At 56.0% G+C, this 14,447-nt stretch carries 17 protein-coding genes; 12 read left to right on the top strand and 5 right to left on the bottom strand.

Going from position 1 to position 14,447, the window contains the following annotated elements:
- Positions 1 to 7: 7 nt before the first annotated feature.
- Entirely contained in the window at positions 8 to 652 is a 645-nt protein-coding gene (locus tag ACQUQF_RS24990; RefSeq protein ID WP_435182190.1) for a hypothetical protein, read from the bottom strand.
- Positions 653 to 708: 56 nt separating this feature from the next.
- Here ACQUQF_RS24990 and ACQUQF_RS24985 point away from each other — a divergent pair, with 56 nt between their 5' ends.
- From ACQUQF_RS24985 to ACQUQF_RS24945, 9 genes are all read left to right on the top strand, one after another.
- Complete coding sequence (locus tag ACQUQF_RS24985; RefSeq protein WP_435182189.1) at positions 709 to 1,191, top strand: hypothetical protein; 483 nt, start codon at positions 709 to 711, stop codon at positions 1,189 to 1,191.
- Between the two features lie 8 nt (positions 1,192 to 1,199).
- On the top strand, positions 1,200 to 2,225 hold the full coding sequence (locus ACQUQF_RS24980; RefSeq protein ID WP_435182188.1) for a hypothetical protein: 1,026 nt from the start codon (positions 1,200 to 1,202) through the stop codon (positions 2,223 to 2,225).
- 166 nt (positions 2,226 to 2,391) lie between these two features.
- Entirely contained in the window at positions 2,392 to 2,673 is a 282-nt protein-coding gene (locus tag ACQUQF_RS24975) for a hypothetical protein (protein WP_188884103.1), read from the top strand.
- Between the two features lie 702 nt (positions 2,674 to 3,375).
- Positions 3,376 to 3,816, top strand: a complete 441-nt coding sequence (locus tag ACQUQF_RS24970; protein WP_435182186.1) for a hypothetical protein — start codon at positions 3,376 to 3,378, stop codon at positions 3,814 to 3,816.
- A 180-nt stretch (positions 3,817 to 3,996) separates the two neighbouring features.
- Entirely contained in the window at positions 3,997 to 4,542 is a 546-nt protein-coding gene (locus ACQUQF_RS24965; protein ID WP_435182184.1) for a hypothetical protein, read from the top strand.
- Between the two features lie 73 nt (positions 4,543 to 4,615).
- A complete protein-coding gene (locus ACQUQF_RS24960; protein ID WP_435182183.1) occupies positions 4,616 to 4,906 on the top strand; it encodes a hypothetical protein in 291 nt (96 codons plus the stop codon).
- Complete coding sequence (locus ACQUQF_RS24955; protein WP_435182182.1) at positions 4,906 to 5,241, top strand: DUF7558 family protein; 336 nt, start codon at positions 4,906 to 4,908, stop codon at positions 5,239 to 5,241. The genes ACQUQF_RS24960 and ACQUQF_RS24955 overlap by 1 nt, the downstream gene beginning before the upstream one ends.
- Before the next feature lie 48 nt (positions 5,242 to 5,289).
- Positions 5,290 to 5,889 (top strand): DUF7437 domain-containing protein, encoded by a 600-nt coding sequence (locus ACQUQF_RS24950; protein ID WP_435182180.1) that lies wholly within the window; start codon positions 5,290 to 5,292, stop codon positions 5,887 to 5,889.
- Complete coding sequence (locus tag ACQUQF_RS24945) at positions 5,886 to 6,374, top strand: hypothetical protein (protein WP_435182178.1); 489 nt, start codon at positions 5,886 to 5,888, stop codon at positions 6,372 to 6,374. Before ACQUQF_RS24950 ends, ACQUQF_RS24945 begins: the two co-directional genes overlap by 4 nt.
- 290 nt (positions 6,375 to 6,664) lie before the next feature.
- On the opposite strand, the gene ACQUQF_RS24940 is transcribed toward ACQUQF_RS24945, so the two are convergent.
- The gene (locus ACQUQF_RS24940; protein ID WP_435182176.1) at positions 6,665 to 7,318 is read right to left on the bottom strand and encodes a hypothetical protein; all 654 of its coding nucleotides are present in this window, start codon (positions 7,316 to 7,318) and stop codon (positions 6,665 to 6,667) included.
- Between the two features lie 741 nt (positions 7,319 to 8,059).
- Between ACQUQF_RS24940 and ACQUQF_RS24935 the strand changes: the two genes are divergently transcribed.
- Together ACQUQF_RS24935 and ACQUQF_RS24930 are read left to right on the top strand one after the other, a co-directional pair.
- Positions 8,060 to 8,956: a DNA-binding protein gene (locus ACQUQF_RS24935; RefSeq protein WP_435182173.1), complete on the top strand. Its 897-nt coding sequence runs from the start codon at positions 8,060 to 8,062 to the stop codon at positions 8,954 to 8,956.
- A gap of 213 nt (positions 8,957 to 9,169) precedes the next feature.
- On the top strand, positions 9,170 to 10,099 hold the full coding sequence (locus ACQUQF_RS24930; protein ID WP_435182171.1) for a transcription initiation factor IIB: 930 nt from the start codon (positions 9,170 to 9,172) through the stop codon (positions 10,097 to 10,099).
- A gap of 117 nt (positions 10,100 to 10,216) precedes the next feature.
- Here the strand turns inward: ACQUQF_RS24930 and ACQUQF_RS24925 are convergent, their stop codons facing one another.
- Positions 10,217 to 10,690, bottom strand: a complete 474-nt coding sequence (locus tag ACQUQF_RS24925) for a hypothetical protein (protein ID WP_435182169.1) — start codon at positions 10,688 to 10,690, stop codon at positions 10,217 to 10,219.
- A 402-nt stretch (positions 10,691 to 11,092) separates the two neighbouring features.
- Here ACQUQF_RS24925 and ACQUQF_RS24920 point away from each other — a divergent pair, with 402 nt between their 5' ends.
- A complete protein-coding gene (locus tag ACQUQF_RS24920; RefSeq protein ID WP_435182168.1) occupies positions 11,093 to 11,761 on the top strand; it encodes a hypothetical protein in 669 nt (222 codons plus the stop codon).
- Between the two features lie 513 nt (positions 11,762 to 12,274).
- On the opposite strand, the gene ACQUQF_RS24915 is transcribed toward ACQUQF_RS24920, so the two are convergent.
- Both ACQUQF_RS24915 and ACQUQF_RS24910 read right to left on the bottom strand, forming a co-directional pair.
- Positions 12,275 to 13,132 carry a hypothetical protein gene (locus ACQUQF_RS24915; protein ID WP_435182167.1) on the bottom strand — a complete coding sequence of 286 codons (858 nt, stop codon included), beginning with the start codon at positions 13,130 to 13,132 and terminating at the stop codon, positions 12,275 to 12,277.
- 75 nt (positions 13,133 to 13,207) lie between these two features.
- Complete coding sequence (locus ACQUQF_RS24910; protein WP_435182165.1) at positions 13,208 to 14,266, bottom strand: hypothetical protein; 1,059 nt, start codon at positions 14,264 to 14,266, stop codon at positions 13,208 to 13,210.
- Positions 14,267 to 14,447: the final 181 nt, after the last annotated feature.

Genomic DNA, 14,447 nt, shown 5'->3' with positions numbered 1-14,447 from the left:
GACTGACTCAAGCTATCTGAACCTGCGTGGAGTCCTGGAGACGTTTCTTCACCCCGGCACGGTGAAGAGCACCGATAACAAGCAATGCATCCTCAACAGAGTTCTCCTCGCTGTACTCCTTAATGTCGTAGGCCATCCTCATGTCTCTGGCAGCCATCGTCCCAGCGGCGAAAGCACCGAATATCAGAACAGCAGCGGCGACAAAGACAGAGGGGACAAGCGCAGGGATTGGCACCCACTGAAACGTCACGATGACCTTCGGCAAAGCGAATATCGCCAACATCACGATGCCATGGTGAACCAGCATCCACAGCAGCCGGTACTCATCGATTACATCAAAAAGATCCATGTCCACCTCCACGATCTCTGCGTCGTATTCCTCCGCCAAGTCGTATACGAGATGAGAATCATGGAAGCCTGCGATCTTGAACAATTTCTGGCCCAGCAGCATTAGGTAGAGAGCTGCGACCAGTAGAGGGACCATGATCAGGTTCGCCAGGTGCTCAAATTTTCCGGGCCTCTTCGCCAAGGGTGCCTCGACAAAGATGACATCAAGCCGGGTGAGATCATTTGCATCCGAGTCTTTTCTTCGAGAAGGGAGAGTGATATGATTCCCGCCGGAGATATGGAGCTCTGTTGCCGTTCCAGCCATCACCTGAGTATGTTTACGGGAAATGGTTTATAAGTCCATCCTCGGTCTATTCGAGTATGCCAATCGACGTAGATTCTGAAGAGTGGAAGGAGGGCCGCCGACTGGATCCGCTTGAAGTCCACGTCACTGACTTTCTACGTCACAATGACGAGCAGGCCTTCACACTGGAAGAAATAACAGACCACATTATCGAGGGCGAGGCGGATGCCCTGTTCCTGTTAGACGGCGTCGACGAAGAGCAGGCACTCGAAGAAGTGGACGAGGAGACGTACGGATTGATCAAGTCCCGTATTGCGATGAAGCTGGAAGATCTCGGTTGGAGAAATTTCATCGAATGGAAGGTCATAGGGTACGAGGACGCCGATATCGGCACGGTCTACTTTACGAACTCGGACAAGGAACCGGTTTCCCCCCTCGCCAAGATTCAGGACGTCTATCCACGCAAATTCAGTAGCATAGAAGAAGACATTGAGGATCTCGCTGACGATGTCGAGGAACTGCAGTACGCGGTCAACAATCTCCGCAGAGAGAACTATTAACCCAGAGAATGAACGAATCCGATCGGAAAATCCGTAGAGAGATCCTGAAGTACATCTACGACAAGTTCGAGGAATCGGTCCTCGACAGGGCAGGTACAGAAGGCCTCTACGGAAAACTGGACGAGGTTGACCAGAACGAGATCAATTACAATGTTGTCCGCTTGAGAGATGAGAGACAGATCGACTTCGATATCTCAACGGGCGGAATATACGGTTTGGAAATAACTGCGGATGGAATCGAGAAGCTGGATCAAGACGGCTACGAGACTGTCTTAGAGGACGAGATCCGGTACGACATACTTGGGCTGCTGTACGAGTCTGACCGCGAACATCCGTTCCGGTCGGTCAAGCTCTCCAGCGAGGAGATAGCTGAAGAATTGGATGTCGATGAGGACCGAATCCTTCCCGCAATTGGATACTTGGATATGAAGGAGCTCGTTGATGCAGCTGTAGGATCTAGGCCTGAGGCCACGTACCGTGGAGTCGAAATCACGGGGAGAGGTCGGAATAAGTACGAACTACACGTTGAAGATGGAACTTCCATTCCGAACACGCAGCCGCTGACACGGTGGACACAGCATTCGGTAGGGCCAAATGAACCCGAGAAGGCCCAAAACCTGTTCCAGAGCGTAGTCGAGGTCGCCCAAGAGAAGATTACTATCGTCGATTGGTACTTCAAAGAACCTGCCTACGATCTTTTGGAGGGAGTTCCGGACACGGTCAATATTGAAATTCTTACATCGGAGAGAGCGTTCGATGATGAAAGCGAGTACCGCGACTTGGTAGCTGACTTTTCGGAAGACAGATCCGGCGAGGTCGATGTCCGGTATGTCGAGTACTACGACTTCGAAGCCCGACTGTTCCATGCCAGGTATCTCGTGAGGGATGAGATCGAGGGATGGACGTGGGATCAGTCGTTCAAAGATGCAGGAGAGACTCAGCATACGGTCAGCGAGGTCAGGCCTGTGAACTTGGAGTCGACGATGGAGACCTTCCAGGCGGCCTGGGAGCAAGGTGAGCAAGTCAATGGTTAGTAAGCCGATCACACTCGCCTTGCCGAGAAGTGAGGATGGAATGACGGGGCGTCAATGCCCTCGCTGTGAAGGAAAATTCAGGGTTCATCTCCCGACTGTTGAGGACCAATGTTACCTGAATCTGCGGTGTCCGTACTGCAGGTTCATCGATCGCTTGGACCGTTTCTTGACTGGTGAGCAACGGGCATACTGGGAGGCTATTGGACGTGATGAAACCCTCCAATTAGCATCTGATGTCACGGAGGAGGTCTTCTCAGAGGCCTTTGATGATCTGGATGGCGGCGGCCTACTCGATTTCGAGGTAGAGACAGGAAGTGTAGATTTTGGCGGTACTCATATCCCATCCTGGCAGCTGGATGTGATGACTGAGGAGGTTATCTGCGGTGAATGTTCCTTCCGCTTTGCAGTGGAGGAGGATCGGGATGGCGTTTGTCCAATCTGTCGCTGAGTTACTTGTTTGGCTATTCGATAATGGTTTCGAGGATTGCGAGAAGGTTACTTTCGAAGGCTTCTCGTTCATCCTAAGGTCTCTGTACCGACCGATTCGATTCATCTATTCCGAGGGGGTCTTCTGCGGGGGTGCGTCTTTTATTCAGCATGTCATCTGCAATTCACCACAACCAATGAATTGTAACGATTCCGTTAAATAGTAGAATCTGATCCTACTGAATCCCCGTCGCGCAATTTTCAGCTGCTAACACGCCCGGGATCGGGGGAAACAGGGGTGTTTCTGATTCGAAGTGCTGCACTGGGAGTACCTCGAGGGGCTCAGAACAGGTGAAGGAGCAACCCAGAGAAATTCAGATACGTCCGATATTATCCCCGTTACCCCGCCGTCGAGCAATTTTAGCAGTCGAAGAGCAATTCTCGAACTCGTCGAGGTATTTTCTACGGCCTCAAATCGGCCCGACGGGATTCTTCTGCGATTTGAGCACGTGATTTCGCCTTGCATATCGCGGTTTTCGTCCAAAGAAAGAGGCGATATGCAATGTGCGAAGGCCGCCGGCTCTCTCAGGCCGAGGGGCCATCACAGGAGTAGCGGAACTACAGAAGTATCAGATTTAGCGCATAGGTTGACGGGGTGCGTTTCGGTGGTGTTTGTCGCCCCCGCGAGGGGGTGGCGGGGCGCATCACGTGCCCCCGATAGACGATGGCTACGGAACGACGCAGCAAGACACGAGCAGCGGATCACGCAGGAACTACCACCGACGGTGAGGCGCCGTGGGCGGACCTCGAGATGACGGTTCCGACCGACCGGGATCACGCGTCGGTCGTCGCCCTCGTGGAGTGTGCTCTCGTCGAGCTCACGCACGAGGCCGTGGGCGCGGTTTTCGTCGCCCACCAGGTCGGGCGGTCGTCGCGGACGCAGTACGTCGCGGCCGACGACGTCGGCGAGCAGTTTCAGAAGCGGCACTTCGACGACCGGCTGGGCTGGCACGAGACCACCGTCCCTCGCCGAACCGTTCGCGACGAGCTCATCACCCAGCTCACGCGGTCGCCTTCGACGTCGGCGGAGCGGTCAGGTGAGAGAGCAGCCAGCGAGCCAGATACCTTCATCGTGAAGCCAGTTCGAGAGCTCCGAACGCCGTAGCAGCTATCATTAACCAACATTCTGAATCGATACCGACACGGTGTTGGTTAACGCTGGGGTTGGATCCACTCCCTTGCTCCTACCCACCGCCGACTCCTCGAGTGAGTGAGTCCTGGCGTCGGTCGTCTCGAATGGCCGTCGCGACGGGTTTTATCGGGCCGCTACTCCTCGAGAGCGAGTATGGTCATCGTCGAGGAGGTCACCAAACTGAGCGAGCGCCGCACCCAAACTTCGTCCGAAACGTTTCCGGACGATGCGCTGGCGTCGATTCGGTCGGCCGTCGAGGCCGTCCCAGCAAGCGTCTTCAACGGCTCGACGAAGCACACGGAGGTCGGCGGGTTCGATGCCGCGATCGCCGACTGCCTCTCGCAGTACGAGTACGAAGGGGACGCCGCCGGCGGCTACAACCCGAACTGCAAGCTCTGGTCACATCAGGGGTTTAACTACAGCGTCGACCTCTACGACGGCGACGCCCGCATCGCCATCGAGGTCGAGAAGAGCGAGCGGAAGAACGTCAGTGACGACCTCCTCAAGTTCCAGAAGGGGTACCGCACCCAGAAAGACGGCCGGCCGAAGATCGAGTTCGGCTGTCTGGTGGTGCCAGTAAACTATCTCGGCCGGCATAACCTGTACCAGCATAGCCTGACCAAGCTCGACTTCATGAAGGGCGTCCTGTTCATCGACGACGTCGCCGTCATCGGCTATCGCGATCCGCGACCGGACTGAGGCTGTCCGCCCTGACTGTTTGTCGGCGCCGGGAGGCGTACAGCGCGCGACAGCGTGCGCTGCGTGACTCACCATGCCTGGTCCCGATCCGCACGACGACACGAGTGCCGACTACGAACAGTTCGAGAAGGAACAGCTCGCCCAGGACCGTGACGCCGCCCGGGTTGATACGGCGGACATCGACGACGCGACGGCCCAACGCCTGGTCAACGACCTCGTCGACGCGGATGTCGTCACTCCGGTTCCGGAGGACCAAATTCTGGTTCACGAGCCGAGCGGCACCGCGTTCGACTCATCGACGCAGCTGGCCGTCTTCCATCGTGGCTGGACGGCCGGCCGCGACGCCGACGCGGAGGCCGAGTGATGCAGCAGACCCTCGTGGGTTGTGCGTTCTGCGATGCCCCGCCCGGCACCGAAACTGGTGAGGCCCACACCTGGGGACAGGACGAACGGGTCACCCACCCGATCTGCGTCGACTGTGCCATCCAGACCGAGCCGGATCCCGACGAGCGCGATCACGTCACCTGTGACGGCTGTGGGCTGGTCGTCGACACGCTCGCAGCTCTCACCCGGTTCCGGGTCGAACTGGGGCACCTGGAAGGCCCGTTACAGCTGTGCGCTCGCTGCAGTCCGGGCGGCCTAGCCACCTACTGGACGCGCGACCTCGAAGAGCATCTCGTCGCGACGCCGGCAGAGTGACCCAAACACTCTTTACTGGTTCTCTGTAAACTGTAACCAAGAACGCCCGTGTCACGCACCTCAAATCGCGCCGACGGCGACATCGTCCAGGACTTCCTCTCTGTCGCCGATCTCCTCGAAGAGCCACAGCTCGCCCAGCTGTACGCGTACCTCGCTCGGGAGGGAGAGGCGACCGTCCAGGACGTGATGGACGACCTCGAGCTCGCACAGGGGACCGCCTACAGCTACGTCAATCGGCTCGTCGACGCCGGCGTCGTCGACGTCACCGACGACGAGCAGCCACGCCGGTACGCCGCTCGGGAGATCGACCTGACCGTGACGACGGCTGCCGACGACCGCGAGTACACGATCACGCCGGCGCTGATCGACGCCGTCGGCCGCCGCGAGACGGACGCCGACATCGACACCTACATCGGCCAGCACGGTGTCGCCGGCCTCGCAACGGCGCTCACCTACGCGGTCGCCCGCGAACGGGGCGAGGTGACCCACCGGCTGATGGCGGAGGACCTGAACATTTCCCCCCTGGCTGCGGAGATGATTCTGCAGGCGCTCCGCCCCATCGTCCACGAACATTACGACATCGAGGAAGCTGGGGCAGGGCTCGAGGAGTTGGATATCGACGACGGCGACGCGACTGACGACGCGTGAGCGCGCTCCACATCGCCGACACCGGCCTGTTCGTTGCGATGGGGCAGCCGTCGAACAGTCGCTATCAGGCCGTTCGGCGGTTCGCTCGCCGGAACAACGTCACCTTCGTCCTGCCCGAACGGGTGTACGAGGAGCTGACCGTCGACGATCCGGATGTCGAAAATCCGCCCATCGACGCCGCAATCGACGAGGGCTGGGCAACAGTTGCGGGGCCGCTCGAGTTCTCCGAGCCTGTCGTCTCCCGGGCGATGGACGGCGTCCAGCGGTACATCGCGAACGCCGACAACCGCCCTGCCGACGAAGTCAAGCGTGCCGATGCCGCTCTCACCGCCCTCGCTGCCCAGTATCTCAGCGCGGGTACGGCGACCGAGGTGTACATCTACACGACCGATATCGCGGCCGGCGAGGGGGCCGAAACCGTGCTCGCGAGCGAGGGCTACGGGGACTCGGTGACGTTCGTGATCTATGATGTGATGGAAGTGTAAACTTCCTTTCAGTCGAGGACGGCAATAGCGAGGGCGAGCGCGTGACTATCGCCGACATCCACAATCTTCACCCGCACGGACTGACCCCTGTATAATGAGAAATTTGCGGGAATTACGAACGTCGTCACCTGCTCGATAGTCGTCTTCGCGTTCCCAGAGTTGCTTTCACATGGTTCTTCTTCGATGACGACATTATACTGGGCGGCTCGTTGGAGTCGTTCCCGAGCGTCGTGCTTCTTGCGGCGACGGTGCGCCTCAATTTTGTTCGCTGTAGGTGCGCTCATAGTTGGTTAGATGAGGTCAGCTTCCTTGCGGAGGTCGTAAGTGAAGTTCTTCGGCGAAGAGGGTATGAGCCCATGCTGGCGAAGTTGGGAGTTCACATGCTCCTGTATCGTCGTGGACTTCTCGGGTTTGGAAACGTCGATCGTTACCGACTCGTCGTCCTCAAATTTGAATCGTGAGCCGCCGATATGGTCGAACTGTCCAGGGGTGACTGTCACCGTGGCGACCAGCTGGTCCGGCGGTCGTCGCCCCTCAAGCTCGTAGAGCTTGGTGTTGATATCCTCCTGATCCTCTAGAACCGGGCGGTAAAGCGCGACAGTCCCGACCTCGGCATCTCCGGATCCATGGTGCTTGATGAGCCCCTTCGATTCGAACTTCTCGAGCCAGTTGCGTGCAGTTTCGAGTGAGCATCCTGAATATCGGGCGACATCGCCGGCGTGCACGAACACCTTGTCAGGGTGACCAACTTCCTGTTTTCTGAGGAGTTCGTTCGGACCGATGTCGGTCTCGTCAAGGAGCACGTCAGGACGGGCGACACTAATGGTCATTCGCTCAACAGGGGAGTCAAGATCCTCAGCGGACTCGACGTAGATGACCGGGGCATTATGTTCATCGGAGGCGGCGCGGACGGCTTGGTACATCTCAAAGGCGTTTCGCGTCATCTCTACTTGCCTATGAGACGCACAGAGACTAAAACCTTTCTCCTATATTACCGTGAGGAAGGTTATTTTCTTACTCGGGGCCAATAGCAGTCCCTTAAGACCTTCTTGGTTGTTCCATATCGATGGCGAGCGTATCAGAATGACAGCCAGCTGCTCCCTACGGGAGTTGAACGCTGATCCCTGACACCCGAAAGCCCTCGGCCGCTCGACGCCCCGCGACCGCCGCTGCGCGCCTCGTGCCTGCGGTGCTTGCGGGGTCGGGGGACGGCCAAGGCGGCCTCGCCCTTTCTGAGTCCACCAGGACGGTGAATGGCTCACCGAGCGACATAGCCGGCTGGACAGGTGTGTACGTACCGGCCCGCCCCGCTCGCCGCTGCCGCCCTCCGCGTCGCTCGCGACCGACCATTCCGGGCGTGCGGGCGCTCTCCGCACCGCCCGCGCCCGTTCCGGGCTAAAATGAATCTGGTCTCGACGCCAGCGGGTAAGCGCGAGGGGTTGCGCGGCGTAGCTGCTCACCCCCACGCTTACTCCGCTGGCCGCTCGCTCCGGGCGGGTCGGCGCGCGGTGCTGGTTGGGGCCACCTGATGCAGGCGCGCTCTCGCTCGCGCCCGGTAGGGCGCTCGCGAAGGCGCGAGCGAGAGCGCGCAGATGGTTCTGTCGGTCGTTGTCGTCGGAAAACCGCGATGTAGGAGCATCGCGGTGTCGGGCGCGTGAGCGCCTTCGGAACTAGGTTGAGTTCCAATGTCTAGTAACAACGCAAGCGGCAAGGTCGTTTCGGTCGATGAACAGGCACTCAAACAGGCGGAGGAGCAAGCAGTCGATGAGGATGGCTTCGAGGTCGTCGAAGAAATACCCGAACTCAGAGCGACGGTCGAGCAGGAGACCCAAGCGAAGGTGGATGCAAACCATCCAGACGGAATCAAAGAGACGAGCAAAGAGCGGATTCAGGGTGTGACACTCGAACAGGAGGAACGCATTCGGGCGCGGGAAGCTGAACTGAAGCGCATCAGCATCCGAGCCGAAGTCAGTCGACAAGATGGCCGAGCGAAGCGGGCGCGAGACATTGCGGCAGAGCGGAGCGCGGAGCGGCGTCTGGAGTTCCAGAAGCGGGCGGCGAGCGTAGATCCAATGGCAGACCCGGAGCGTCCAGACCCACGCGAAGAGCTATCCCAAGACGAGCTAGCGAGCGTGAACGAGCAGTCGAAGCGGTTGAGCGAGAAGTTGGACGGGTGGACGAGAGCGGCGATCAGTCGGCGACTGGCCGAGCGCGTGGTTGAAGGGGCAAGCATGATGAGTGCGGTCGTCGGCGTTCACGAAGAGTTGCAGACGGCGCCGGGACAGGTAATCCCCATCGGCAGGCTCGAAGACGTGAATCGCAAGGAGGTGAGCATCTCCGGGCGTGTCGAGACGTTGTGGGAGCCATCGCATCCGAGTATCGCACAGGTTGGCCTGATTGAAGACGAAAGCGGACAAACCCGAGTCACGGTCTGGAAAAACTCGAACGCGCCGTGGATGGAGGAAGGCGAGCAGGTAACCATTCGCGGAGCGGCCCGGAACTGGTACGAGGGACGTGTCTCACTCGCCGTAACCGGGTGGACGACCATCCTATTCCCCGAGCGCGATCGCTGGTGGGAATAGCCAGAGCACGCCCTTTTTTGCTGGTGTGGTGCGGTCACCGCCACCTCCCACCACCTCCACGGTCCGGGCTGCTCACGGCCGACTGGCCGTTCGCGGCCGGGCTTTCGCCACAGCAGTCAACTCTGCTGTTGTCCTACCGCGACGTGTTTATTTTGCCCTCAATGGGTGAGGGCCTCTTCGAGAGACCGGTTCACGGAGTCCCTCGTGAGTATCATGGCAACGAGCGAGATCTACGAGAAGGCATTCGACGAGGACGTACAGAACGATGCAACGAACCGATGCCCGGAATGTGACGGACGGGTCGTCACGAACGTCACAGAGACCGTCTGTGAGGAGTGTGGGCTAGTTCTTGAGGACGAACGCATCGACCACGGGCCGGAGTGGCGGTCGTTCAGTGACGACGAGCAGAACCGAGCGCGTACAGGTGCGCCGCTGACGGCCGCCCGTCACGACCGCGGCCTCTCGACCGAAATCGGGCGTGGAACCGACGCGAACGGAAATGACCTGTCCAGGCGAAAGCGACGACAACTCGGTCGGCTCCGCCGGGAACAGTCCCGCGGGCGCTTCCAGTCGAAAGCCGAGCGCAACCTCGCCCACGGCCTCAGTGAAGTCCGTCGCATCAGTAGCGCGCTCGACCTCGGCGAGACGATTCGTGACCAAGCATGTCGGCTCTTCCGGAGCGCCCAGAATGAAGACCTGTTTCGGGGTCAGTCAATCGAGGCGATGGCGGCGGCAAGCGTCCACGGCGCATGTCGATGTAACGGCCTCTCGCGAACATTCGATAACGTTGTTGAGCCAGCTCGTGTCGAGCAGGCCCGAGTGAGGACTGCGTATCAGACGCTGAATACGGAGCTCGGCCTTCCAGCCCAACCGGTGAGGCCGAGTGGATTCATTCCCCAGTTAGCCTCCGAACTCGACATCCCCGACCGAATCAGGAATCGTGCCCGGCAGTTAGCAGAACAGGCAGAATCAGCAGGTGCCGTTTCAGGCGTTAATCCGACAGGATTCGCCGCCGCATGTTTATACAAAGCAGGCTGTGACGCAGGCCGCTTGATGGTCCAATCAGACGTCGCACGGGCCGCGAATGTCTCGACGGTGACCATCCGCACTCACCGCGACACATTGAACGAACTCGGTGTGTGAACACGTGTACGCTGCCAATTTAGGTTTCTATAATAGAAGTTAGCCTCGTAGGTTCGTTAATTAGAATTGACTCTGTCATCATCGCTTAATACAGAGCGCGTATTTATCGTTGAGAAGTTACAAAAGGGAGGCATCGGTCGTCCGAATGAATACAGGAACGTCACAGGAGTACTTCTCACCCACCAGTTCAATGGTTGTCTGGACACTTTGTGGAGTCACAGCAACGAGATCATCGAAGTCGATATTCGGCGTGCTCTTTACTGCCCGTTCCCATGTTTGCGTCCAGACAGTATACTTGACTACAATCCTCGCACCGGAGTCGCCATCATCATCGAATTGCACTTCGGTGTTGACATTCTTGACGGGCGAGTCAAACCGGTCTTCGATTGTCGGGAGTACCGCCTCGGCCCCCGCTTTCACACATTCTTGATGAGCGTACTGCGCAATCGGTTCAGTCGCCCATTCGACCGGGCCTTCCGCATCCTGAGTGACGATGTGTCTAACTTCGCGTTCGTCCGGCAAGTACTCGGACTCCCCGAGTGTAACCGTCTTACAGCTCGTTATGGGGGCACCCTTACCCCGGACTACCATATGAGGGCCTACTATTGATGAGAGTATAAGATTGCGGAACGTACGAACGGTTCTTGAGCATTACTGTCGAGCCAATTACGAGCTGCAATCTGGATAAAGAAGTCTCATAGTAGTTCCCAATAGAGAATTGACGTACGGCCATCGTTTAAATACGAAGACGAAGCAGTGCTACATTACTTGATGACTCAGCGGGACTCGGACCACCAAGAACTTCGGCCACTCGGCGAAGCAACGCATGTTCCCGACGACAAACTCTCCAATAGTAGCGACGAGGAGTCGAGCCAACAGCGACTAGATGCAGTCACTACAAGATATCCAAACGAGACGATAGCAACGGAGAGCGAGTGTTCTTCCTGTGGAGCAACTATTCCTTCGAGTCGGACCAAATGTCGGTTCTGTCTGGTGAACCACCTCGATAGCTCCGAGGAGGAACAGTCGAGGTCTGATACCGAATGGACACTGCTTCACGTCGTTCATTTCGTCGTGGAAGCATCGACGTTCGACAGCGCCATCGCGAAGGGTACTGCGGCGGCGGGCCTCCTCATGAAGGCCGACAGAGACTCCGCGGTCGACGACTGCCAACTAATCTCCGAGTTCGACGAGGAGCCTGCATCACAACTTGCAGACAAGTGGCCTTCGCTTCCCGAAGCAGTACAGATTACGTCCAACTCGGGTAGACAGCTAGTCGAGACTGCCCGTGAACTGACAGAGTGGCAGGACACAACGCAGTCCCGTCACGACGGCGAACATACGACGTTCCTCTACGACGAAAGCGGACGTAGGATTCAGAACAAAGACCATTTTGAGACTCTTCTTGAGGACGCAGACGACGTGTGGCTAGTCCCCGCAGTTGCACTCCAGCAATCTGTCGAAGAGACCATGGCTGACAGCCACCAACGCGAGCGACCAAACAGGAGGCACCTCAAGTGTCGTGAATGCGACCGCGATACGAGGCACCGATTCCTCGACTTCGAGACCGTCCCCGACGACGAATGGAGTGGTCAACCAATGTGGGAATGCGACATCTGCAGTACACCCCGATACGGACCGAACCCTGAAGCAGATCAATAGATGGATATCACTCTTAACCAACAGGCGAGCGCGTATTTTGGCGTTTGTTGGTTAACAAAGGACTGGTTCTCTCGGTTGGTCGATTAACTGTCGAGCGTGGCTCTGTTGAAAACCCCAGTAGATGATAATATACCACATACGGAGGGTAATGCACCAAATGGTCGTCCTTTGGTTCTACGTCTCAGCAGTTACAAGTGCTGATAGACCGAGAGTGTGAATGTGACGGCTATGTACTGAGCGGAAGTCGAAAGCCCCACGAGTGGCGTTGTTCGCTTTCCATATCTGGATCGCGAAGCCCCACTCACTCTCAAACCGATACATTCCGGTTGGAAGATACTCCTCTTTGTTTGGGCCGTTCAATATCGAATACGTGTTTGAGACTTCGCCTCCAGGAGCAAAATGGTTCGGCTATCCATTCATACTGCGACTCGACTTGTACTGCTGTTCTTCATCCTGTTCGTTTTCTGAGTGTTCTCGTCGTCGCCTGGTTGGCTCAATCGGTTTGATAGCCGATCATCGGTCGCAGAGATGTATGTCAGGGATTCTCCCGTACTGCTCAAATCCTAAGATAGAACCGAGAGAAAGATTCCCTACGAGATCTCGAGAATATTCAACTAGTCTCAGAGTCTTTTGGTCTCCACCAGCATCCTGATAGAGAAGTCGAATTCGAACCCAACGCCCCCCGAGTGCATCGTGATCAGTAGACGCTAAACCATCCTCAAACCCCATTTCACGCAAACCTTCTTCTGTTGGTACTGTCAGTGACACGTCAAAGTTGAATTCCTCCTCGTCGTCAGGTAAAATGAGGTTAGACGATTCACCGCTAGAGAAAGTCGGGTAGGATACACAGGTTATGTATTCGTCATCAACAGGATCGGATCTAAACGCCTCTATAGCAGCCTCTATTCGTATATTTGTCGCAATACCTGCTCCGGCGTTTGTGAGGGTTAGTTTCAAATTATCTCCATCAGTATACATGTGAGTATAGTCAAGGTTAGGCGAATACTGCTGTTCCATCATTTTCCGCTGATAATCAAGTATCTCTAACTGTTGGTCTTGAATATCAGATAGGTCAGTAATTGCCTTTGCTTGAGTCTCGAGATTATTGGATTGGGCTTCCAGAGCCGACAACTGGTCTTGTTGAGTTTGGCCAGATGAGTAATACAAATAGACCAACGAGAGTGTCAATATAGAGTTAATTACTAGATTTGCAGTTTGATAGCTAATATCTGAAAGAGGGTATTTACCTGATAAAATCGCAAGTATTTGTATTCCAATTCCAAGAGGGACAAAGACGAGAAAAACAGCGAAAAGGAAAGGAATAGAATTCTGTGATTCCTCTATGATTTTCTGGATATTATATTCAAGCACAAATATCGGCAGGGATTAGAATAGTTTGATTCTATCGGTTTAGAGAGAAATCCGGTTCCTCAATAGTTCTAGGTTTTACCAGTCCACGCTAAGACTCACATTCCAGATGCTGTTACGATCGAAAAGCGGAGAAAGATATGTTGCACCGAGACCTTCCAGTCGGTAGTCATGGTCGTCAGAGACGGGGTGGTGATGATCAAGTTCGCAGTACAGTTCGTCGTAATTGAGTAAGGTTTCGACCGTGCTTTCTGCTTCTTCAGCGCGGACCGAATCAGCAGTACGGTTCCACTCGAGTTGATTCACTAACTCAGGATTCTCCTGAAGAGGGTTCTCGATAATCAGTCCACTCACCCACGGCTCGTCTCGATTCGAGTCGGACTTAGTGACTACATCAACGACGTTTACTTCCGGCGACTCTCCAAAGTGCGTGCCTAAGGATGGAAGCGTAGTATCCCTACCGTTGAATAGTTCGCTGAATTCGAACTGGGAAGCGATCTCGTAGTACCTTCGACCACTTACGGGATGCCCATCAGTAAGGAATCGTAGTGAGAGGTCGGACACTCCACCACTATGTCTCGACAGTTCTGCTCTCGCGACCAAGTATTCCGACTCCCTGGGAAGACTTGCTACGTACATCACAATCCCCGTTTTATACATCGGGAAATCAGCTTGCGAGAACAGTTCTTGGGAGTTGCTCATCGTCTGAGCAAAGTTCTTCATTCCTCTTCCAACCCACGCACCACCTAATTGGTGGACTGTGAACCAATCCTGGGTGATGTAGTCCGTTGATTGTAAAGACGACAGATACGATTTGAATTTCTCAGTAGACACGTTCTGACGTCTCGTCTGGATACAAACAGGCTGTTTTCCTTGATAGATATGAGGGAAGCAGGTCACTACGTTGTTGATGTCGTACGACTCTTCTCCTTGTGTTCGGATTTGTCGATGGCCGAACGGGAACCACTCTTGATCATCTTCGAAGGTTACTGAGTTGGAGGTATTCGGGATGGAAAGCTGCTCAATTCCTTGATTCAGCGTCTCGATGTAAGCCTCTTCTATCGTGATCTCGTTCGCCTCAGCGTATTCTTTGATTTTCCCGTGAATCGACCAGGGGATGTCAATGTTGGGACGCATATATCTCAATATACCATCCACCCTAATAAATATAGGGACCGATAGTATACTGAGTATAGCCAGTATAGGGAGTGGAGTCATCTCAGGAACTCAAATCCGAGAAGGGTTGTGCCTTCCGACTGGTGGATCACCCTTCGAGAAAGCAAGTCTCGCCCAGTCATAGGTAATTTGTTACGAAGCA

This window comes from Halorussus sp. AFM4 (assembly GCF_051194995.1).
GTDB lineage: Archaea > Halobacteriota > Halobacteria > Halobacteriales > Haladaptataceae > Halorussus.
This window is presented reverse-complemented; position numbering and strand designations above follow the sequence as displayed.

What these genes read in the sequence shown, in the direction of transcription:
- ACQUQF_RS24990 (WP_435182190.1), bottom strand. Translation starts at nt 652, where the DNA reads ATGGCTGGAACGGCAACAGAGCTCCATATCTCCGGCGGGAATCATATC.
- ACQUQF_RS24985 (WP_435182189.1), top strand. Translation starts at nt 709, where the DNA reads ATGCCAATCGACGTAGATTCTGAAGAGTGGAAGGAGGGCCGCCGACTG.
- ACQUQF_RS24980 (WP_435182188.1), top strand. Translation starts at nt 1,200, where the DNA reads ATGAACGAATCCGATCGGAAAATCCGTAGAGAGATCCTGAAGTACATC.
- ACQUQF_RS24970 (WP_435182186.1), top strand. Translation starts at nt 3,376, where the DNA reads ATGGCTACGGAACGACGCAGCAAGACACGAGCAGCGGATCACGCAGGA.
- ACQUQF_RS24965 (WP_435182184.1), top strand. Translation starts at nt 3,997, where the DNA reads ATGGTCATCGTCGAGGAGGTCACCAAACTGAGCGAGCGCCGCACCCAA.
- ACQUQF_RS24960 (WP_435182183.1), top strand. Translation starts at nt 4,616, where the DNA reads ATGCCTGGTCCCGATCCGCACGACGACACGAGTGCCGACTACGAACAG.
- ACQUQF_RS24955 (WP_435182182.1), top strand. Translation starts at nt 4,906, where the DNA reads ATGCAGCAGACCCTCGTGGGTTGTGCGTTCTGCGATGCCCCGCCCGGC.
- ACQUQF_RS24940 (WP_435182176.1), bottom strand. Translation starts at nt 7,318, where the DNA reads ATGACGCGAAACGCCTTTGAGATGTACCAAGCCGTCCGCGCCGCCTCC.
- ACQUQF_RS24935 (WP_435182173.1), top strand. Translation starts at nt 8,060, where the DNA reads ATGTCTAGTAACAACGCAAGCGGCAAGGTCGTTTCGGTCGATGAACAG.
- ACQUQF_RS24930 (WP_435182171.1), top strand. Translation starts at nt 9,170, where the DNA reads ATGGCAACGAGCGAGATCTACGAGAAGGCATTCGACGAGGACGTACAG.
- ACQUQF_RS24925 (WP_435182169.1), bottom strand. Translation starts at nt 10,690, where the DNA reads ATGGTAGTCCGGGGTAAGGGTGCCCCCATAACGAGCTGTAAGACGGTT.
- ACQUQF_RS24910 (WP_435182165.1), bottom strand. Translation starts at nt 14,266, where the DNA reads ATGCGTCCCAACATTGACATCCCCTGGTCGATTCACGGGAAAATCAAA.